The 19,309-nt window shown below is 53.1% G+C and carries 19 protein-coding genes and 1 riboswitch; of the genes, 6 read left to right on the plus strand and 13 right to left on the minus strand.

Going from position 1 to position 19,309, the window contains the following annotated elements:
- Positions 1–4 precede the first annotated feature (4 nt).
- From BEI65_RS06430 to thiM, 3 genes are all read right to left on the minus strand, one after another.
- The gene (locus BEI65_RS06430) at positions 5–463 is read right to left on the minus strand and encodes an inhibitor of vertebrate lysozyme family protein (RefSeq protein WP_099062632.1); all 459 of its coding nucleotides are present in this window, start codon (positions 461–463) and stop codon (positions 5–7) included.
- Positions 464–549: 86 nt separating this feature from the next.
- Entirely contained in the window at positions 550–1,350 is an 801-nt protein-coding gene (gene thiD, locus BEI65_RS06435) for a bifunctional hydroxymethylpyrimidine kinase/phosphomethylpyrimidine kinase (RefSeq protein ID WP_099062633.1), read from the minus strand.
- Positions 1,347–2,141, minus strand: a complete 795-nt coding sequence (gene thiM, locus BEI65_RS06440) for a hydroxyethylthiazole kinase (RefSeq protein WP_099062634.1) — start codon at positions 2,139–2,141, stop codon at positions 1,347–1,349. The genes thiD and thiM overlap by 4 nt, the downstream gene beginning before the upstream one ends.
- 36 nt (positions 2,142–2,177) lie before the next feature.
- A riboswitch (TPP riboswitch) is annotated at positions 2,178–2,269 on the minus strand.
- Between the two features lie 68 nt (positions 2,270–2,337).
- On the opposite strand from thiM, the gene BEI65_RS06445 reads away from it, so the two are divergent.
- Positions 2,338–2,763 carry a GNAT family N-acetyltransferase gene (locus tag BEI65_RS06445; protein WP_099062635.1) on the plus strand — a complete coding sequence of 142 codons (426 nt, stop codon included), beginning with the start codon at positions 2,338–2,340 and terminating at the stop codon, positions 2,761–2,763.
- Positions 2,764–2,804: 41 nt separating this feature from the next.
- On the opposite strand, the gene BEI65_RS06450 is transcribed toward BEI65_RS06445, so the two are convergent.
- The 4 genes from BEI65_RS06450 to BEI65_RS06465 form a co-directional block, all read right to left on the minus strand.
- Positions 2,805–4,070 (minus strand): MFS transporter, encoded by a 1,266-nt coding sequence (locus BEI65_RS06450; protein WP_099062636.1) that lies wholly within the window; start codon positions 4,068–4,070, stop codon positions 2,805–2,807.
- 108 nt (positions 4,071–4,178) lie between these two features.
- Positions 4,179–5,156, minus strand: a complete 978-nt coding sequence (locus BEI65_RS06455) for a sugar phosphate isomerase/epimerase (RefSeq protein WP_099062637.1) — start codon at positions 5,154–5,156, stop codon at positions 4,179–4,181.
- Between the two features lie 9 nt (positions 5,157–5,165).
- A complete protein-coding gene (locus BEI65_RS06460) occupies positions 5,166–5,873 on the minus strand; it encodes a GntR family transcriptional regulator (protein ID WP_099062638.1) in 708 nt (235 codons plus the stop codon).
- Between the two features lie 116 nt (positions 5,874–5,989).
- On the minus strand, positions 5,990–7,225 hold the full coding sequence (locus tag BEI65_RS06465) for an MFS transporter (RefSeq protein ID WP_099062639.1): 1,236 nt from the start codon (positions 7,223–7,225) through the stop codon (positions 5,990–5,992).
- Positions 7,226–7,320: 95 nt separating this feature from the next.
- Here BEI65_RS06465 and BEI65_RS06470 point away from each other — a divergent pair, with 95 nt between their 5' ends.
- A complete protein-coding gene (locus BEI65_RS06470) occupies positions 7,321–7,770 on the plus strand; it encodes a helix-turn-helix domain-containing protein (RefSeq protein WP_099062764.1) in 450 nt (149 codons plus the stop codon).
- Between the two features lie 123 nt (positions 7,771–7,893).
- On the opposite strand, the gene BEI65_RS06475 is transcribed toward BEI65_RS06470, so the two are convergent.
- Together BEI65_RS06475 and BEI65_RS06480 are read right to left on the minus strand one after the other, a co-directional pair.
- Positions 7,894–8,235: a TonB family protein gene (locus BEI65_RS06475; RefSeq protein ID WP_099062640.1), complete on the minus strand. Its 342-nt coding sequence runs from the start codon at positions 8,233–8,235 to the stop codon at positions 7,894–7,896.
- Between the two features lie 49 nt (positions 8,236–8,284).
- Positions 8,285–8,593, minus strand: coding sequence for a YcgJ family protein (locus BEI65_RS06480; protein WP_099062765.1), 309 nt, complete (start codon positions 8,591–8,593; stop codon positions 8,285–8,287).
- A gap of 318 nt (positions 8,594–8,911) precedes the next feature.
- Between BEI65_RS06480 and rluF the strand changes: the two genes are divergently transcribed.
- Positions 8,912–9,712 carry a 23S rRNA pseudouridine(2604) synthase RluF gene (rluF, locus tag BEI65_RS06485; protein ID WP_099062641.1) on the plus strand — a complete coding sequence of 267 codons (801 nt, stop codon included), beginning with the start codon at positions 8,912–8,914 and terminating at the stop codon, positions 9,710–9,712.
- Between the two features lie 20 nt (positions 9,713–9,732).
- Here the strand turns inward: rluF and BEI65_RS06490 are convergent, their stop codons facing one another.
- Together BEI65_RS06490 and BEI65_RS06495 are read right to left on the minus strand one after the other, a co-directional pair.
- On the minus strand, positions 9,733–12,768 hold the full coding sequence (locus BEI65_RS06490; protein ID WP_099062642.1) for an autotransporter domain-containing protein: 3,036 nt from the start codon (positions 12,766–12,768) through the stop codon (positions 9,733–9,735).
- A 203-nt stretch (positions 12,769–12,971) separates the two neighbouring features.
- Entirely contained in the window at positions 12,972–13,286 is a 315-nt protein-coding gene (locus BEI65_RS06495) for a hypothetical protein (protein ID WP_085118217.1), read from the minus strand.
- A 177-nt stretch (positions 13,287–13,463) separates the two neighbouring features.
- On the opposite strand from BEI65_RS06495, the gene BEI65_RS06500 reads away from it, so the two are divergent.
- Together BEI65_RS06500 and BEI65_RS06505 are read left to right on the plus strand one after the other, a co-directional pair.
- Positions 13,464–14,096, plus strand: a complete 633-nt coding sequence (locus BEI65_RS06500) for a response regulator transcription factor (RefSeq protein WP_099062643.1) — start codon at positions 13,464–13,466, stop codon at positions 14,094–14,096.
- A complete protein-coding gene (locus BEI65_RS06505) occupies positions 14,093–15,874 on the plus strand; it encodes a hybrid sensor histidine kinase/response regulator (protein WP_099062644.1) in 1,782 nt (593 codons plus the stop codon). Before BEI65_RS06500 ends, BEI65_RS06505 begins: the two co-directional genes overlap by 4 nt.
- A gap of 76 nt (positions 15,875–15,950) precedes the next feature.
- Here the strand turns inward: BEI65_RS06505 and BEI65_RS06510 are convergent, their stop codons facing one another.
- Complete coding sequence (locus tag BEI65_RS06510; protein WP_099062645.1) at positions 15,951–16,784, minus strand: enoyl-CoA hydratase/isomerase family protein; 834 nt, start codon at positions 16,782–16,784, stop codon at positions 15,951–15,953.
- Positions 16,785–16,910: 126 nt separating this feature from the next.
- Here BEI65_RS06510 and BEI65_RS06515 point away from each other — a divergent pair, with 126 nt between their 5' ends.
- Positions 16,911–17,285: a helix-turn-helix domain-containing protein gene (locus tag BEI65_RS06515; protein ID WP_085118224.1), complete on the plus strand. Its 375-nt coding sequence runs from the start codon at positions 16,911–16,913 to the stop codon at positions 17,283–17,285.
- Positions 17,286–17,374: 89 nt separating this feature from the next.
- Here the strand turns inward: BEI65_RS06515 and BEI65_RS06520 are convergent, their stop codons facing one another.
- Entirely contained in the window at positions 17,375–18,862 is a 1,488-nt protein-coding gene (locus tag BEI65_RS06520) for an amidohydrolase family protein (protein ID WP_099062646.1), read from the minus strand.
- Between the last annotated feature and the right edge of the window lie 447 nt (positions 18,863–19,309).

Here is a 19,309-nt window from a genome sequence, read left to right on the forward strand (position 1 = left end):
CCGCTTATTTCCAGTCCGGATTATTCTCGAACTGTTGTTTGAGCAGCGCCTTCATGTCTTCATCCGGCTTGCCCAGCCATTGGTATTTGGCGTATTTCTTCGGATGATCAACCGCTTCCGGCTTATTCGCCACTTCAACGCGCACCGCCCAGGCCTGCGACTTGTCTTCTTTAAACGCCACCATCATAAAGTTGTTGGCACAGTCGTGGGGCTTGCACACATTGCCCACCAAATAATCCTGGCCCTTCCAGCTCAGGCTTTGCGCTGGGGTTGAAGTCCCTACCCCTTTGCGCGCCCAGCCCGGCAAACGGGCCTGCCCCTTCACCATGTTCTGCCAACTGGCCTGATAACCCGGCTGCTGGATCACGTCCGAAGTGGTGACAATCTGTTGGGCGAAGCTGCCCACGCTGAAGCTGAGTAACGCGCCGAAGATGGCGCCGCGAAGTGCGTTTTGTCCTGTCATGCCCTTCTCCCTTGATTGAATTCGATCGCACCCGGCCAAAACCGGGCCTGAATCTAGTCAGACCACAGCACGGCTAAAAAGTTGACTCACCACCAGGCGTGAAAATGATGCACCGGCCCGATGCCGTGCCCCACTTCCAGCGTATCGGCCTGCTGCAAGGCTTTTTGCAGATAATCCTTGGCGGCAGCGACCGTACCTGCCCAGTCGTCGTGGCGCGGACGCAGCGCGGCCAATGCAGCAGACAGCGTGCAGCCGGTGCCGTGCGTATGGCGGGTCGCTACGCGCGGTGCAGTAAAGCGTTGCTCCTGCCCCACACTGAACAGCCAGTCCGGACTTTCACTTTCGCTGAGATGGCCGCCCTTCATCAGTACCGCCTGGCAGCCCATCGCCAACAGTGCCCGTCCCTGTTCACGCATCTGGCTTTCGTTTTCCGCCGGGGCACATTCCAGCAGGGCCGCCGCTTCCGGCAGGTTCGGCGTGATGATCGACACCAGCGGCAACAGCTCGCGGCGAATCGACTCCACCGCCTCCGGTGCCAGCAAAGGATCACCGCTTTTCGCCAGCATCACCGTATCCAGCACCACAAACGACGGCTGATAGTGACGTAAACGCTCCGCCACCGCCTGCACAATGTCGGCGTTGGCCAGCATGCCAATCTTGGTACTGTCGATACGCAGATCGCTGAACACGGAATCAAGTTGAGCGGCGACAAAAGCCGGCTCGATATTATACACCGACTGCACGCCGCGGGTGTTTTGTGCCACCAGCGCGGTGATCACGGAGGCGCCATAGGCCCCCAGCGCAGAGAAAGCTTTCAGGTCGGCCTGGATACCGGCCCCCCCGCTCGGATCGGTCCCGGCGATGGTCAACGCGTTAATCCGTTTCATTGCAGATCCTCCGGACGCAGTTGATATAGGGCATCGAGAAACGCCGGGGTGAAACTGCCCGGCCCGGCCGCGCCGCGCGTCGCCCGCTCACCGCAAAGCGACATCACCCGGCAGGCGGTGGCAACGTTGTCCAGCCGATCGCCCGGCAGGCTGCAAAATGCCGCCACCACCGCCGAAAGCGCACAACCGGTGCCCACCACTCGCGTCATCAGCACGTCCCCTCCGGCGACCGCCCAGTCACGCTGGCCGTCGGTGATATAATCCACCACGCCGGTCACTGCTACTATCGCCCCGCTGAGCCGCGCCAGTTCACGCGCCGACGGTAACGCCGCCAGTGAATCGTCAGCGCTGTCGACGCCGCGACCGTTCGCCTGCATGCCACTCAGCGCCATGATCTCAGAGGCATTGCCGCGAATTGCCGCCGGCTTTTCCCCCAGCAAACGCTGGGCAAATGCAGTGCGGTACACCAGCCCGCCAACGGCGACCGGATCCAGCGTCCAGGGGGTGCCCGCCGCATTGGCAGCCTCTACCGCGGCCAGCATGGATTCGGCCCGCGAGGCATTGAGGGTGCCGATATTAACCAGCAAAGCATCCGCCAGCCGGCTGAACTGCGCCGCTTCGGTCGGTTCCACCACCATCGCCGGGGAAGCGCCGAGCGCCAGCAACACGTTAGCCGTCAGTTCCTGCACCACTTCGTTGGTCAGGCAATGAATCAAGGGGGGTTGGCGTTTAAATTGGGTCAAACAAGCCGCGGCGTGAGCGCCGGGTAAAGCATCAGGTCGAGCGAACATATTCCTCCCAACCGGCGTTCAAGAAGGCGGGTACCGGTGGGGGCACCGAGACTTCCCTACGCTGGCATAATCCAGATCAGGTAATACGGGTAAAATCTCAGCCCCTAGAGGCACCCCGAGTCAAGACGGCCATTATTGGGGTTGCCGCCGGTGAGGTCAATCGCGCTATAGTGTCAAAAAATAAAAAGGAGACGCCATGCAAATAAGAAAATACCAGGAAGCCGACCGTCCGTTCCTGCGCACCCTGTATCTGGCATCACGCAAAGCGGCGTTCCCCTGGCGTGATACCGAAGGTTACCGACTGGAAGATTTCGATCGTTCGACACTGGGCGAGGATATTTGGGTGGCGGAAGAAAAGGGGAAGCGACTGGGGTTTGTCTCGATTTATCGTCAGGATAACTTTATTCACAATCTGTATGTCGACCCTCACCTGCCGCCCCTGGGCGTCGGCAGCGCACTGCTGCAGGCAGCGGAGCAGACGTTTACCGCCACCGGCTCGCTGAAATGTCTGGTCAAGAATGAGAAGGCGCTGGCGTTTTACCATAAACACGGCTGGCGGACGATCACCACCGGCAATGACGGTGCAGAAGACTATTACCTGATGCACTCGCCGACCAAGTAAGGGCACGGCGTGTTGTACCGTGCCCATCCATAGTTCCCAAATCAGGCGACAGAAACCGCCGGGGTCAATTTGCCGCGTGCGCGGATATTTCTGACCAACAACCCTGACACAATGATCCCGGCGCAGGCAAACATGCCCATCAGGCCGAAGACAATCTTGTAGCCGGTTAGCCCGGGGAAAGCATCGAGAATGTGGCCGTACAGGCTGAAGCAAAACATTGCCGGGGCGTAACCGATAAAACTGCCTAGCGCCATCGCCGCACCGGTGTGTTCCTCATCAATCCCCGCCTCACCGATCGGTGCGAAGAACACCGCACGTTGGGTAAAGACCACCGCACCAAATCCCAGCGTACAGGCCATGCCCAGATAGACCGGCATTTGCTCATGCGGCAACAGGATCAATAATGCCAGCGCAATGGCGCTGATAATAAAGGTGTAGAATAAATACTTGCTGGGGGATTTTAATACTTTGTCCGCAATCAAACCGCCAATCGGTCCACCCACCATTTTTAGGCAATACTGATTAATGATCCCGTAGGCCCCAACCAGTGCAATCGGTAATGCATAGACATGGCTCAGGAAAGGAATAAAGAACGTCAGCCCACAATACACCGCATAAACACAGAAAACGCTGAAGGCAATCAGCCAGACCGTTTTATTTTTTAATACGCTACTCATGCCCGGTTTTTTATCGACTGACACTGCGCTTTTCGATGGTATTTTCTCCTCCGGGCTTTCCTTCATCACCAACAGAATAATAATCCCCACAATAATGGCGATCGCCGAATAAAACAGTATCCCCACTTTGAAACCAAGGTAGCCGCTGCCAAAGGCGCTAAACAATGCCAGTGCGGAAAACGCCACCACGGTATCCACCACGCCGCGCCCGGTTTCGAAAAAGCCGAACAGCCGTCCCTGCTGAGTATTATCCCCCAGCATACTCACCGATTTGAGCAGCACCGGCCAGTTCAGCATGTCGCAGGTGACGCCAAACAGGGCCCAGACAAACAGAATGCCCCAGTAGCCCGGCATGCTGGACAGGTAAATACCGAGTAAACCAGTGGCGATCAGTGAAAACGACATGGTAAAGCGGCGCGGCAGACGATCGGAGAAATAAATCGATAAGAAGAAGCCAATGGTGGTCACAATCGAGTTGACCGACATGGCGTTACCAATTTCGCCATTGCTCAGGTGGAAATATTCTTGCATCGGCACATAAAAAGCATCCTTAAGGGAGGGCAATTTATATATTGTCCCGCCACATAAGACCAACAAGCTAAATAGCGCCCATCTTTTTTTAGTCAGCATCATTCCCTCACAGCCAATAGATAATTAAGCGGTGTTGTGACCTCGGTGATGGGACGAGCACATCTCCACATCAGCGAGAATATGTAATTTATAAATTTCGTTATTATATTATGCCGGGGTTAGCCGTTCCCGGGCTTGCTGCGTCAAACTGTTAATAATGGTGCGAACATGGTGAATTTGATTTAAAGCATCCTGAGACTCTTTTTTCAGTCGTTCTTCCAACCCTTGCTCCGGTAACGCGGTTTCACTCATTTCGCGCCATGGAATAGGCGGGTTATCGCCCTCATCGGTGAAACGAAACGGCGGTGCGTAATAATCCACTTCTTCTTCCAACCCATAAGCGGTGACCTGCGGCCGCTCGTCGCCCAAACAAATTAGCCCCAGCAACAGTTCGCGGAAGGGTAAGTCCCCCTGCCCGGAAATGCAGGCCCGGTGCCCCATGCCCTTCTTCTCACGCACAATCAGTGCATCCTTGATATGCACCTGCGTGATTTCCCCGGCCATTGTCGCCAATGCCGACAGCGGCTCTTCGTTGGCGTTAATCATGTTGGCGAAATCGAACAACAGGGAAAGTTGAGGAAACTCCGCCGCCCGAACCAGGCTAACCAGTTCATGGCTCTTGAGATCTTCGTGCTGTTCCAGTGTAAAGCTCAGACCCGAGTGCTGATAACGCTGCTTGATGTACTGAATATCGGCCGCGATACGCGTCAACACCTCCTGCAATGGCCCCTGATAGCGCGGATAAAAGCGCACCGAACTGGCACCGGATTTAAGGGCAATATTCACCGCCTGATCGATAGTCTGCGAGTCGGAGGCGCTGGTTTCGATATGAATATCCAGCCCATAGCGCTGCGCCTGCTCACCAAACTCGCGCAGACGAGCGTCATCGGCGTGGCAAAGCGCCTGACTTTCTCCGTCTAACACGTGCACTTTCACGCCGCGCAACTGCTGCTGATGAGCAATGGTCAGCAGATCCTCAGGCAGGATTTTCTCCATGCGCATATTGAGATGAAAAGCGTAGGCATGCAGGTAAAGGGGCAAATTCTGCGCCCGCAGAAGGACTTTCTCCGCCGTTAAGCGATCCATGGTGTTCACCTATAAGTTAATGAAAAAATCCACCGACTCGAAGCGCCAGTATTCGATATCCACCTGTACGATGCGGCGTTGGGCATCGGCACGATGCTTCTCTACCAGAATCGACGGCGTGCTGGCGTTGCCGCCCATCACCTTGCAGGCATCGCCAGATAATCGGGTAGGTTTAAAGGCCAGGTGACGGGTACCAGTAGGGGTGCCGTAGGCGTTTTCCCACACTTCGGCAAATGAGTTCTCACCCAGGCGTTCGATAAAGTCGGGAGCCACCAGCGGATTGATAAAGGTTTCGTGATAAAACACGATGTGATTGTCCAGCGCCCCCCAGCCACAGATCTGGTAGATCTCTGCCCCTTCACTCACCTGCAGTAAATCGCCAATAGCCGCCGGTGCCGTCAAGACCCGCTCCTTGGTCATATAGCCCCAGGAAGGAAAACGCCCCTGCTCAATGGCTGCCTGTTTGAAGCTGGTAGACGAGTTGGGGTTGTAGTTAAACCGCGGCAGTGCCGCAAACCAGCCCCGGCGATCCTTGCGGAATATTCTCGACTCGCTTTCCAGGAACAGCAGCGCCTGACGTAGCGTCATGCGTTTAATGTTCAGCAATTCCCCCAGTTCTCGCTCCGAAGGAAGCTTATCGCCGGGTGCTATCGCACCCTGACTCAGCCAGTCATTAAGCCTTTGCTTGGCCAGTTCAACGGTGGAGTTGTTTTCCATAGCTCACTCAATTGGTTTAAACCAGATTGCACAACAGTATCGCGGTGAATTATGACAAACAATGGGGGTACTGAATTTTATATGTGACTCCTGTCCCAGAACCGAAAGGATGCCGGTTAATGCGTCGTGCCTGAGGCCGGCATCGCACGCAGCGTCAGCCCCCAGAACAACAGAGCGACCAGGCTGCCCCCCGCCCCCAGCCAGCACACGCCAGACCAGCCCGCCAGGGCAAATACGTGGGTGCTGGCAAAGGCACCCAGCCCACTGCCCACCGCGTAAAACAGCATATAGCAGCCAACTAACCGGCTGTGGGCCTGCGGATGTGCGCTGAAAATCAGGCTCTGATTCAGCACATGAATGGCCTGCCCCGCCAGATCGAGCAGCACTATGCCCACAATCAGCCACCCCAGACTGTTACTCAGCATGCCGAGTGGTAACCAGGCCAACACCAGCAACAGCAAGCAAACCCCACTCGCCACCTGCCCTAAACCGCGATCGGCCAGATGCCCAGCCCGTACCGCCGCCAGTGCGCCCACCGCCCCCACCAAACCAAACGCGCCAATCACCGAATGTGAAAAATTAAACGGCGCCTGACTGAGTGGCAGAACCAGTGCACTCCAGAAAATACTGAATGCTGCAAACATCAGCAGCGCCAGCATGCCGCGGATCTGTAGCGTACGGTCACGCCACAGCAGCGTCAGCATTGATCGCAACAGCGCCGGGTAACTGAGCGTTGATGGCGGCGTGCGCGGTGCAGGCAACAAACGCGCCAATATCGGCAACAGGATCAAGGTTACCGCCGCCGAGAAGAAGTAAACCGCTCGCCAGCCGCCCAAATCCGCCAGTGCGCCGGAAAGCGTACGCGCCAGCAACAGGCCGAGGACAACCCCAGCTTGTGCTGCCCCCACCACCCGCCCTCGCTCATGCGGCGCCGCCAACGTGGCAGCAAAGGCGATCAATCCCTGAGTCATGGCCGTGCCCAGCAGCCCGACCAACAGCATGCCGATCAGTAATAACAAACTGCTGTTCGCCCAGCCGACCGCACACAATGCGGCAATCAATAGCAGTTGCTGCACCGCCAGCAGCCGGTGGCGATTAACCCGATCGCCCAACGGCACCACCAGCAACAGTGCCAAAGCACAACCCAACTGGGTAACGGTGATCACCATGCCCACCGACGCCAGGCTGATATTAAAATCCTGGGCAATGGCGTCCAGCAGCGGCTGAGCGTAATAGACATTCGCCACGCTAAAAGCGCTGGCCCCCGCCAGCAACAGCACCAACGCCGCAGGCATCCGGCTCAGCGATCCCCCCGGCGATACACAAATCGGATCCAGCATTTTGTCACTCATCATTCGCCCCAAAGTGGTTTCATTATTAAACCCAATGAACTTTACGCATGATGGTTTTATAATGCAACTCGATCCCGCTGCAGGAATTGAAAACCGTGAAACGTAAAAGTCTGGAAGATGCACAGTGCCCGGTGGCACGTACGCTGGATGTGATTGGTGACTGGTGGTCGCTGTTGATTGTGCGCGATGCCTTCGACGGCGTGCGCCGTTTCAGCGAATTTCAAAAGGGACTGGGGATGGCGAAGAATATCCTCTCTACCCGGCTGCGCACCCTGGTGGCACACGGCATTTTGGAGATTGCACCCGCCTCGGACGGCAGCGCCTATCAGGAATATATTCTCACCGACAAAGGGCGCGCCCTGTTCCCGGTGATCGTCGGCCTGCGCCAGTGGGGTGAGGATTATCTGTTTGACGCGTCAGAGGCGAAATCAACGCTGGTCGAAAGCGACAGCGGCCAGCCGATACCGCGCATGACGCCGACCGGCAGCACCGGGCAAACTCTTACGCCGCTGAATACTTTGGTGGTGAAGGTCGGTGATGAATGAAATCGTGTGAATAAAGCACTGCAGCCGCTACGTCAGATGAGTGGCAAGAACGCGGCTTTGATGCCGCGGGTGAGCCAAAGCTTGCCATTCACTCGTTGGCCTGCGCTAGCAGTGCAGAAAAAACTAAAATGATTCACCTACTGCAGAACTCTCTTTTTTAAAACGGATGTTAACAATGACATCTTTCGTAGGTTTACCGCTTTCATAACGCCACTTCTGCATTGCTGTCCTCATCTCATTATCAAAAATACCGCTGGGATGAGACTCAAGAAGGCGAATGTTCTGGACACGCCCCTCTGCATCAACGTCAAATTTAACCCTGGCAAAATCGGTTTGTGGTTTCTGCCGGTCGGTTACTGAATTTGATGGCGATTTGGCGGCCTTTTCACTGCCGGTGCCGGTGCAAGCCGTCAGCGATAGCGAAAAAAGCACTAACAACATTATCTTGGCAGCAGGTTTTATCATTGTAACTCACTCCATAAGTTAGTTAATGCAACTGCCAGACTCTGGCAGTTTAGTGGCCGAAAAGCAGCTCGGTGTATTTCTTGGAAACGGCTCCGGTGCGTTTACCGCCTTCGCCGTAGTAGCGATCCTCACGGCACAGTCGCTCTTTGACATCGCAGAAAATGCCATTGGCAAAGGTGAACTCGGTCGAGTCGAAGTCACCTTGTGAATACAGCTTGGTGGCGGCTTTCTTGCCGAGATACTTTTCAGTCAATTCACGGGAAATACCATCGGTGCCATTCGCACAGGCGTAACGGTCACATAACACGCCTGATGCCGGTGACTTGAGGGATGAATTTTGCTTTGCCTGCACAGGCATCACGGATGCGGCAAGCAGCAGAGTCAGTGAGAACGAAAGTGCTATTTTATTCAATGAGTCAGCCTCGTTTAATGGCAGAGCGCCCGTTATTTGGAACACCATACTGCCATAAAAAACAGGGCGTTGACGATGTGCAATTTTACAGATTAGTCACGGAAAACGATGCAAGAATACCTATAGTGCAGAGGTTAAGCCGAATACCAATGTCTATCTTCTGATTATCGTTAAATTGAAAGCCTGCTTGCTACGGGGAAGGTTCAAGCGCCATTAGCCTCTGCGACCTCAGGTAAGGTATAGTCCGCGTTTTACGGGGAAACCATGTTGACTCAATCATCCATTCGCCTGAACAAATACATTAGCGACAGCGGCATCTGTTCCCGTCGCCATGCCGATCGTCATATCAAGCAGGGCCTGGTTTTTATCAACGACTGCCTGGCCGACGTGGGCGCGCAGGTATTGGTCGGGGATCGGGTGAGTGTCAACGGTCAGCTGATTGAGCCACGCAATGCCGAAGATCTGTTGCTGATCGCGCTGAATAAACCGGTTGGCATCCTCACCAGCATGGGAAAACATGAGCGGGATAACATCGGCGATTTCGTTAACCACAGCCAGCGCACCTTCCCCGTCGGCCGCCTGGATAAAGCTTCTCAGGGGCTGATTTTCCTGACCAATAACGGCGAACTGGTCAATAAGATCCTCCGCGCCGGTAATAATCACGAAAAAGAGTATCTGGTCACCGTCAATAAACCCCTGACCGATGAGTTTATTCAGGGCATGGGGGCAGGCGTGCCGATACTGGATACGGTGACGAAACAATGCCGGGTGGAGAAAGAAACCGCGCAGGTATTTCGCATCACGCTGGTTCAGGGGCTTAACCGCCAAATCCGCCGCATGTGCAAACACTTTGGCTATGAAGTCACCAAACTTGAGCGCGTACGCATTATGAACATCACTCTGGAAGGGCTGCCGCTGGGCGAATGGCGGGACTTGACCGGGGATGAGCGAACCGAGTTATTCAAGCTGCTTGAGCACTCTTCGTCCGAGGACGGCGACCAGTTGCAGGGAGCCGAGATATCGCCAGGCAACAATGGCCTGTTGCCCAACGATACCCCGTTATAAAAACCTAATTCTTTAGAAAATCAGAATGACCATCTGATGTTGGCATTGACTGCATTTACCTGAGTATCAGAACCGTATTGCCCCTGATAGCCAAGATCCAAGCTGGTGGATCGCGACAACTTCACGCTCACCCCAATGTCCGCCACCATCAGGTTGTCATCAACCGCAGTACCTTGTGTGATAAACGCGTCACTGCCGGCAAAGGCCATGCGTGATGACGTGGTTTTATCGCCGTAGGCATGCTGCCAACCCAATGAGCCATAAAGGCTGACGTTCTGCGGCAGTTCAACCGTACCGCGCACGCCCAACGTGGAATAGAAGGTATTCATCGTTTCATTACGCACGCTCAGCGCTGCGGCACCGCCACTTTCCTCGAAGTTATCCGTATGCAGACGGATGTAACTCAGATTGACGAAGGGCTCAAGATTCGCGTCCGACTGCCCAAAACGGTAGCCCGCTTCGGTGAACGCCAGCAGCGAGTCAGCATCATAGTCTGCCTTGAGCCGATCCGAGTAATTACCGAAGTTAACGTTGCGTTCATTTTCCAGCCGGTGCCAGGTGTAACCCAACGCGCCACGTAACGAGAAGGCGCCTTGCTGCCCTGCGGCATACAGACCGAGGTGATAATTATCGCTGTCGGACTTGGAGCGGCGGCTATCGACATCATAATCACCGCGGCTATAACCAAAATACCCGCCAACGCGAACACTGCTATCCGCTAATTTATGGTCTGCACCCAGCAGGAAACCGCTGGTGTTGCCATCAAGTTTTCCGACGTTGTCGTTACCGCTGTTTCTTGCCCATGAGCCAAACGTCTGCCCCCACACGCCACTGTTTTCGGCCTGCGCCGGTTGAACCAGCGTCATCGCCAATGGTGGAACAGGCAACGTATCGTTATCAAAAGCGCGCAACATACGCTGATTGAGCACATTGAACAGCATGGTGCTGCCGGCAATCAGGTTAGACTGCATGGAAGGATAGACCTCGCCAGACAGTTGATTGAACGCCTCTCGCGCCTCCGGAGCACTCAATAACAACAGAGAGTTGTACAGGGCCAATGAAGGGCCGCCTTGTGCCAGAGTCGAGAGCGCGCCGGCGGTATTCCACTGATTGCCGGTTTGCGCCACCGTTTGGAAAATGCCGGGCTTGCCGCTGCCTTCTCCCGGATTTTCGCCACCAGGATTCTCACCTCCCGGGTTCTCACCTCCCGGGTTCTCACCTCCCGGGTTCTCACCTCCTGGATTTTCTCCGCCGGGATTCTCGCCTCCCGGGTTTTCACCGCCCGGATTCTCACCACCACCTTTCTGCGCAATGGTCAGATCCACGGCATTCGCACTGTGGTTGAGCGCCACGTCCAGAAACGCAGATTTTGAGACCGCTTCGGCGAACTGCCCATCGATCCCGCCTTCCGAGGTTAAAATACGGTAGCTTTGGCCGGTCTGATAGCTGGTTTGCGGGTCCAACGCAGTCACCTGCACCTTCGCCTGATCGCTGATAGTGGTTTTACCCGTGACCACCAGCTTGTCACTGCTGCCATCGCCGGCAATATCGACGTCGTAGAAAGATTCACCAATGAAATTCAGATAGCGTTTCAGCGTCAAAGTGCCGATGTTGCCATCACCGGGAGAAATATGGCCACCGGACTGAATTTCCGTCTGACCCAAAGTGCCATTGCCGCCCAAGGTACCGCCGGACTTGATCGATGCAGCACTGCTGTAACCCTGACCATTGTTGACGTCAGAACCGGCTGTCGCATTCAGGATCAACGTCCCGCCATTTTCGGCGCTGAGCGTCTGCACGTCGAAAGGGCTGTCTTCTTTCTGCGTATTGATATCGCTGCCAATGATGATTTTTCCGCCGCGAGCGCTCACGTTAGCCTTGAGTTGAGTCAGATCACCGCTCAGCGTCGTTTGCCCGGCGGTGTTGATAACCTCGCCTTCACCCATCATTTTGTTGCGGAAATCGTAGTTGTCAGAATTGTGATTAAAGTAAACGTAACTACCGAACAACCCACCGCGCAGATTGACGACCGTTTGGGCATCGACAGTCCCCGCACCTCCCGCCGCACCGAGCGTGGGTTCGGTCAAGCCGGTGCCAGTATCCATATTGCCGCGGCTGCCGATGATTAATGCGCCCCTGTTCGAGCCCGATCCTGTGTCACCCAACCGCAGTTCGTTAGCACCGGTGGAAAATACGCCGCCATCGACGACCGACACTACGCCGTTACCATAGTCCCCAACATTGACACTGCTGGCACTGGTAAAACGCGAGCCCTCGCCAGCGATATACAACTCGGCGGTTTTGCGTGAACCTGAAACACCGGCAATCTGCGCACTGCCAACATTGACCGCCCCACCGTTCAGCACGTCCACATCGCCGTTGGCGGTGAGCGCCTGAGTGATGTTCCACTGAGAGTTATTGCCGGTCACCGTAGCTTTGGGTCCCAGCTTGTCGGCCTCATCGGGTATGAATCCGCTGTCAATTCTGGCGGCGGCCACGGTGGTCACTACCCCGCCATCCTCAATCAACAGGGTCGAACGCGCGCCCTGCCCGAAACCGATGCCGAGCCTGTCGCTGATAACCCTGGAACCAGCGCCCTTAACATTAAGGTGGCTGTCGTACCCCCCAGTGGTACCAACGATTATTTCTTTCGCACTGGCCAGCGCGCCATCTTCAACCCGCAATGTGCCCTGGCCGAGATTTAAACTGCCGCGCAGAACATATTGATCGTTAATGGCGCTCAATACCGCGTTCGGTCCTCTGACCGTAACCAGACTTTCATAAATTTTGCCGTCTGAACGGGTGCCAATATTGATGTTATAGGCATTAACCTCGCCATTATCGATCAATAGGTTCCCACTTTGATTGCGGCCAACATAAACATTACCGGCGTAGGCTAAAGATTCTGTAACTTTGGATTCGCCATCAAAAATAGCATCATCGGCCCGGGCTATATCAGCAGGTCCAATCAATATCAGTGGTGCAGAAAACAGTGCGAGGTAAACTTTGGAAAGCGGTTTTCTTACCGCTAAGTGATGCGATATTTTATCTTTCATGTTCTCTCCGGCTCAATTATTCTGATGCCATCAAAGTTATTATTTATATGAAAAATTCAATGTATTAGAGGGTGTAGGTTACGTAATGTCTTGTGCACAAACTGATTGCCATCGAGACGCCAGCTTATTGCCCCCCAGCGCTAACGCCTCGATACCAAACTTATTGTGACTTCAGGCCAAATATCCCTGTAGGCGTTGGTGGATTATTTATGCGTGACAACCGGGGTGCAGCTTGGCGCGCTCAATGTGGCTGCCGATCCTAAAAACCCTGGCATCATCATCGAGGAGCAATCGAAGATCCGTCCTTTCTCAGTGGTGGCGCGGTAAGAAAGCTTTTGCCCGCCCAGCGCGTCGGGTTGAGCACCATTAACATTGGTCACGGTAATTTCGTCAGATGACCCCAAGCCGAGCATTTTTGCCGTCTCCGCCTGCAGCAAGGGTATTGCCTGATCGGTTTTCAATGTTGAACAACCGCTTACCAGTAAAGTAACGGCTAAAGCGATAAATGGTTTCTTCATAAATTATCCTTTTCAACCAAACAGATCCAAACACTGAATGGCTCTATGTTTTATCTTGTCCAAATCCCCACATAATATATTTCTCTTTCCTAAACGAAAAAACCCTCCTAAAGTAGGGAGGGTCAATAATAAAAATCGTCAGAACCATCTGATATGCTTAGGCGAAAGGAGATAGCTTTGGGGCAGGATTATGCACTGGTTGTTGATGACCATCCTTTGGTGGCAAGTGGCATTGCCAATTTCCTTAATTCGCATTGTCGATTCAAACATGTTTATGTGGCAACCAACGAAGATAATTGCTATCAACACATTCTTGAAAATGGTGCCCCGCGTTTAATCGTCATCGATTTTTGGTTATCCGATGGCACGGCATTAAAATTGCTGAAAGAGATAAAGCAGCTCTATCCTCAGGTACGTTTACTGGTGGTCAGTGGTGACGAGAATAATGAAATATGGCAAAAGGTGCGTGATGCCGGTGGTCACGGTTTTGTACTCAAAAACGAACCGCCTGAATCATTTGAAAAAGCCGTTTTTGCGCTGACCGACAATCGGCAATGGTTTCCTCTGGATAACTCCATGGATAGCGCCAGTGTCAAAAATAACTTCCATAATTTTAATTTAACCCCACGGCAAATTGACGTTTTAACCATGATGATGCGCGGCTTACCCAATAAGAGAATTGCCGCACAGCTCTCTATTTCCGAACCTACCGTCAAAGAACACATCAGTAATATCTTGAAAAAAATAGGCGTTAACAGCCGGGTGGAGGCGATTACTTTACTTCATGGCAGACAGGCTCCATCAGAATGAAAATAATTCAGTCTTTACAGGATGATGGGATCTCTCCGCGGGCGCAAATTCGCCTGCTGGACAATACCTTTCTACGCCTGGTGTTTAGCTTCAGTGCCGTGCCTCTTGTCGGCATCCCTTTCGCAATTTGGATTTATTTACTGGGGGAAAACCTGTGGCCCATTACTAGCTGGATAGTCTTGTATCTTTGCTGTGCCGTGGCTATCAGAGTATGGCACCGCAGCTATAAAAATGAAGCCAAGAAAAAAGACGCAGAGGCTATTCTCCGCCGCTGGCTACCGCATATTAATAAAGTCGCTTTCGTTCATGGCTTAGGCATTTCCTCATTATATGTAATCACACCGCAGACCGGGAATTTTGATTTCTTCTTATTATTGAACATCAGCATAGCGGCTATCGTCGCGGCAAATGCAACACATCTGACGCCAATCATTAGCACCTTTACCCTGTTTTTCTTTTCCTGCTGGGGCATGCTGAATATTGGTATCATCTGGCGATTAAACGATGTCATGTTTATTGTGTTGATGCTTAATCTGCTTTATGGGTTCGCCATCTACCGCCACGCGTTGAGCTCTCATAAATTCTTCATCCAGCAAGCCCGCCTCGAAGAGAACAGCTCCCGCCTTGCAGAACAATTTAGGCAGGCCAAAGAAGAAGCGGAACAGGCCCTGCTGGATAAAAACCAATTTCTTACCACCGCCAGCCATGACTTACGCCAACCGGTGCATGCCATGGGTTTTTTGATCGAAGCCATCATTCACAAAAACCGCGATACCACGCTCACCCCACAACTCATGGATCTGCAGCAAAGCGTGCGCTCCGTGCACCTGATGTTTAATTCTTTACTCGATCTCAGCAAGATTGAATCCGGCAACGTCAGCACAGCCACTACCCACGTGGATATTGGAACAGTGCTCGATTCGGTAATTACGCTGTTTCGTGAAGAAGCGAATAGCCGGAAATTATCACTGCGGACCTGGCGGCCCAAGCGACGAGTTCTCGTGGTGGGCGATCAATTACTCATCAGGCAATCACTGATTAACCTGATCCAAAATGCGCTGCGTTACACGCCAAAAGGCGGTGTATTGATAGCGATCCGCCCGCAAAGGGGTGAATGCCTGTTCGAGGTATGGGATACCGGCGTTGGTATTGCCGACGAAGAAAAAGGCAAAGTCTTTTCCCCCTATTATCGTCCCGAACTGGCGTGGAAAATTGATAGCGCCGGCCATGGATTGGGGTTGGCGGTAGTGGCACGCTGCGCCAAATTGATGAAGGTGAAATACGGCATGCACTCCGTTGAGGGTAAAGGATCCCGTTTCTGGATGCGCTTTGCCCTGTACACCGGAGAGGACAAAACACCCGAAATCGCAAGCACTTACTCAAACATCGTTACCCCTGCTCGCTATGCGCCGCTATACGGTTCCTGCCTGGTCGTGGACGATGATCCGCTGGTGACTTCTGCCTGGTCGAGTTTGATGAGCACTTGGGGCCTGACCGTGCGCTGCGCCGCTTCCGCAAAGGAGGCTTTTGCCATTATCGATGAAGGCTTCCGCCCTTTCGCCGTACTCTGCGATCAACGGCTTCGCTCTGGCGAGAGCGGCTTCGATATTTTGAAAGCCCTGTTTGACCGCCTGCCGGATACCAGCGGTGCCATGGTCAGCGGTGAATTTAACTCACCCACTTTGCAACAGGCCGAGCAGGAGGGCTATCTGGTATTAAGAAAACCATTGGAACCCGCAAAACTCTATGTGTTGCTGTCGCAGTGGGCATCTTGTTAGTGGGGAGGCTTTAAACCAGTGAACCCACACCGGAATTCCGTTTCCGTATGGGTTAGATTTCAGGGGGAAATCCCTTCTAGATCTCAAGCCCGCGCATCAGGCCTTCAAGGTTTCGCTCACCGTCGCGGGTCTGGGCACCCGCCTTAAGCCCACCCCGAATGAGTTTTTCTGCTGCCGGGCGTTCGAACAGCCCTGCCCAGGCATCGTGCTCGCGATAAAAGCCTTCCCGCAGATCTGGCGCTGGCATCGCCTTCTTGGCTGCCGCAATCACCCCTTCGGGCAAGGCCGCGATGTTTCGCGCCAACCGATCGACGAAGCCGTCAAGTTCAGCGGCAGGCAATGCGCGATTGATCCACCCATAACGTTCCGCCGTGGGCGCATCGATAAGCTCGGCGCCAAGCACTACTTCAAGAGCACGACCGCGCGTCATCCGGCTGGTCAGATACTGGGTAGCCCCGCCGCCGGGGGTGATACCCATCAGCGCTTCACATTGGGCGAGTCCCGCCAGCCCTTCTGCGGCAAACGCCATGTCGGCCGCCGCCACAAATTCGGCACCACCGCCGCGTGCCAGCCCGGCCAGCTTGACGATCGTGACCTGTGGCTGCGCGCGCAGAAGCTCACCGAACGCCTGGAACGGATTAAGCCCTTCCGGAGCATGGCGTGCGAGTTCATCGAAAGCATGGGGTTCATCAATTAAGGTCATGTCGACATGAGCAATAAAAAATTCAGGATTCGCGCTTTGGAATACCAGCACTCGCGTGTTCGGATCGTCACGAACAGAAATAAGAAAGCGGCTAAGCTCCGACATTAAGGGCACATCAAGAACATTTACCGGCGGATTGTCGATCCTAATCGTCGACACGCCAGCGTCATGGGAAATACTCAGTCTGCCGAAATCTTTATCAGTCATGTCAATTTCCTGGGTGGTTTGCGGGACATTGGCACCGGGTTTGGGTGCTGCTCACTGCATGGTATACTTTGCATACCTAGGGTCAATTACGCACTTTAAGCATCCCAGGGATGCTGGAGGATACCGATGAACCAGACCGATCCGATCTACCGCGCCGACTGCCCAAGCCGCATTATTCTCGACCAGATCGCGGATAAATGGTCAATGATGGTGCTGGAGGTGCTTCGCGAGCCACGGCGCTTCAACGCCATCAAGCGTCGCCTCGATGGCGTCACTCAACGCGTACTGACCCAGACATTACGTAAGCTTGAGCGCAACGGCATGGTAAAACGCAGGGTGTTGGATGGCCGAGTACTGGGCGTCGAATACTCACTGACACCGCTCGGCGAATCGTTGCAGGGGCCGTTCTCAATTTTATTTAATTGGACGCTGGGGAATATGGAGACGATACAGGACAGTCAACGCAGATATGATGAGCAAAACCAACCGGGTGAAAATTGAGGTTGGCTGGGCAAGGGTAACGCTATTGACCCTTTGGTGCTGGAAGCCTGTACCAAAGGCTCCCAACAACATAAATCTTGAGCAGTTAATTAAAATAAATGCCGTTTAACTCCGGCAGCCTTTAACAGATGATCCCGCGAGGCTTCTATTTTTACCAGCAGCGCAGCCTGATCAACCCCCAGCATTTTACCGTTCTGTTTGACCATCTTCCCGGCAACAATGACCGTATCAACATTGCTGGTGTCCATCAACGTGACAATAGTACCGACAGCATTATTGAGTGGCATAACGTTCAGTGTGTCGGCGCGTAGCATGACAATATCGGCCTCTTTTCCCGGCGTCAGGGAACCTGTGCGGCTGTCTAAATGCGCTGCTTTTGCACCTTCAATAGTGGCAAAACGCAAAACATCGTGACAACTGATCAACGCGGGAACATTTTGTTCACCGTTCAGGACTCGTTGATTAATCAGCCCCCTTTGCAAGGTATAGGAGGTACGCATTTGCGTAAAGAAATCAGCACTCATGGCGCACTCCACATCAGAACTCAGAGAAGGTTGAATAGCCAAATCCAACGCTTGCTGGAAGGGCGGCATACCCTGGCGCATCGTCAGTTCGGTAGCCGTGGCAATCGATAATTTGGCACCGGATTGCGCAATATACTGCCAGTTTTCTTTGCCAAGACCGGTGCAGTGGATCAACAGGTTATCCGGGCCTAACAGCTTCTCTGCACGGATTTCACCCATCACCTCTTCATGGCCAAACAGACCGACAACATGGCTGACAATTGGAATCCCCATTTCCCGTGCCAGTGCCCAATTTTGACGAAAACCAGGGAGAAGCTCGGCCCCCATAGCCAAAGACAGTAGCGGATTTTCCGCAGTGAAATAGCGTGCCTTTAACCGATGAATGTCTTGCGGGTAGCGTGCATCTGGCCCGGAGCCCGAAGAATAGGCCATTAGGGTACGGCGACCGCTATCAATAAACGCCTGGATAGCTGCATCGCTGTGTGAGGGGCTATTGGAGATTTGTGAAGTGTCAACAACGGTGGTCACACCCGCATTCAACTGACTGTAAGAAGAGATCAATAATGCCAGATAGACGTCTTCAGGCCTGAGTATCGGGTTCAATTTATTGATAACAATATTGCCATAAGTAAAATCGTTATCGGGTTGACCATCATTAATTAATATAGCTTCCGCCAACAAGCCTCGCATTGCCGTTTGATGCTGGTGATGATGCGTATCAATAAACCCTGGAATGATAATACAACCCTCAGCCTCTACCTCCCTAACACCTCTGTCTATTTTAAGGTCAGGGCCAATGGCAATGATTTTCTTACCTTCAATCAGCACATCCGCCCGTTCAAAGTTACCTACATTGGGATCCATACTGATCACAACGCCGTTTTTCAATACATAGCGGCCTGTTGGCGGAGGAAGGCTTGCATGCCCGGCGGGATCGGCGCTGGCAGTACCTGGTAGCAATACCGCTGCCGCTGCAGCGCCTAACACACCCGCCCCGCGGGTCAAAAATTGACGACGAGAAGTGGAACAACATCTGCCTGATTTGTCTTTCATTTCAGTATCCTTTCATAAATAGCAGTTAAACCAAATTTCCCATCCATATATATTCGTGACATCAATGAAACTGATTAACCATTCAATTAATAAATTACTTCCTTGTATATTAAATATTTTAACATCCAATTTAATTATAAATTTTAATGAAGGGTTAATTTACTTACGCGCACCATTAAAACTTATATTATTAATAACTCACATGTAGGGATAACGCTAATGGTTATTCATATGAAAATTTAAAATAATGACAGAGGGATTAACCAGTGGGTACGGTGAAAGATGATATACCGTTAAAAATTGAATATTCCCACAAAGAGCAATTGATAGTCAGAAAGAGCCCCTTCCCCGTACAGTCAACCTGCAGCGAGTTTTTTAAATAATCATTGATAGTCAGTAATTAGCTCTTTATCATTCCCATTCGATTGTAAATTGCATATTAATATT

Source organism: Serratia sp. BW106 (assembly GCF_002607755.1).
Classification (GTDB): Bacteria; Pseudomonadota; Gammaproteobacteria; order Enterobacterales; family Enterobacteriaceae; genus Serratia; species Serratia proteamaculans.

Excerpts from the sequence above, each read along its gene's own strand:
- BEI65_RS06430 (WP_099062632.1), bottom strand. The coding sequence starts at position 463 with ATGACAGGACAAAACGCACTTCGCGGCGCCATCTTCGGCGCGTTACTC.
- thiD (WP_099062633.1), bottom strand. The coding sequence starts at position 1,350 with ATGAAACGGATTAACGCGTTGACCATCGCCGGGACCGATCCGAGCGGG.
- thiM (WP_099062634.1), bottom strand. The coding sequence starts at position 2,141 with ATGTTCGCTCGACCTGATGCTTTACCCGGCGCTCACGCCGCGGCTTGT.
- BEI65_RS06445 (WP_099062635.1), top strand. The coding sequence starts at position 2,338 with ATGCAAATAAGAAAATACCAGGAAGCCGACCGTCCGTTCCTGCGCACC.
- BEI65_RS06450 (WP_099062636.1), bottom strand. The coding sequence starts at position 4,070 with ATGCTGACTAAAAAAAGATGGGCGCTATTTAGCTTGTTGGTCTTATGT.
- BEI65_RS06455 (WP_099062637.1), bottom strand. The coding sequence starts at position 5,156 with ATGGATCGCTTAACGGCGGAGAAAGTCCTTCTGCGGGCGCAGAATTTG.
- BEI65_RS06460 (WP_099062638.1), bottom strand. The coding sequence starts at position 5,873 with ATGGAAAACAACTCCACCGTTGAACTGGCCAAGCAAAGGCTTAATGAC.
- BEI65_RS06465 (WP_099062639.1), bottom strand. The coding sequence starts at position 7,225 with ATGAGTGACAAAATGCTGGATCCGATTTGTGTATCGCCGGGGGGATCG.
- BEI65_RS06475 (WP_099062640.1), bottom strand. The coding sequence starts at position 8,235 with ATGATAAAACCTGCTGCCAAGATAATGTTGTTAGTGCTTTTTTCGCTA.
- BEI65_RS06480 (WP_099062765.1), bottom strand. The coding sequence starts at position 8,593 with ATGCCTGTGCAGGCAAAGCAAAATTCATCCCTCAAGTCACCGGCATCA.
- rluF (WP_099062641.1), top strand. The coding sequence starts at position 8,912 with ATGTTGACTCAATCATCCATTCGCCTGAACAAATACATTAGCGACAGC.
- BEI65_RS06490 (WP_099062642.1), bottom strand. The coding sequence starts at position 12,768 with ATGAAAGATAAAATATCGCATCACTTAGCGGTAAGAAAACCGCTTTCC.
- BEI65_RS06495 (WP_085118217.1), bottom strand. The coding sequence starts at position 13,286 with ATGAAGAAACCATTTATCGCTTTAGCCGTTACTTTACTGGTAAGCGGT.
- BEI65_RS06505 (WP_099062644.1), top strand. The coding sequence starts at position 14,093 with ATGAAAATAATTCAGTCTTTACAGGATGATGGGATCTCTCCGCGGGCG.
- BEI65_RS06510 (WP_099062645.1), bottom strand. The coding sequence starts at position 16,784 with ATGACTGATAAAGATTTCGGCAGACTGAGTATTTCCCATGACGCTGGC.
- BEI65_RS06515 (WP_085118224.1), top strand. The coding sequence starts at position 16,911 with ATGAACCAGACCGATCCGATCTACCGCGCCGACTGCCCAAGCCGCATT.
- BEI65_RS06520 (WP_099062646.1), bottom strand. The coding sequence starts at position 18,862 with ATGAAAGACAAATCAGGCAGATGTTGTTCCACTTCTCGTCGTCAATTT.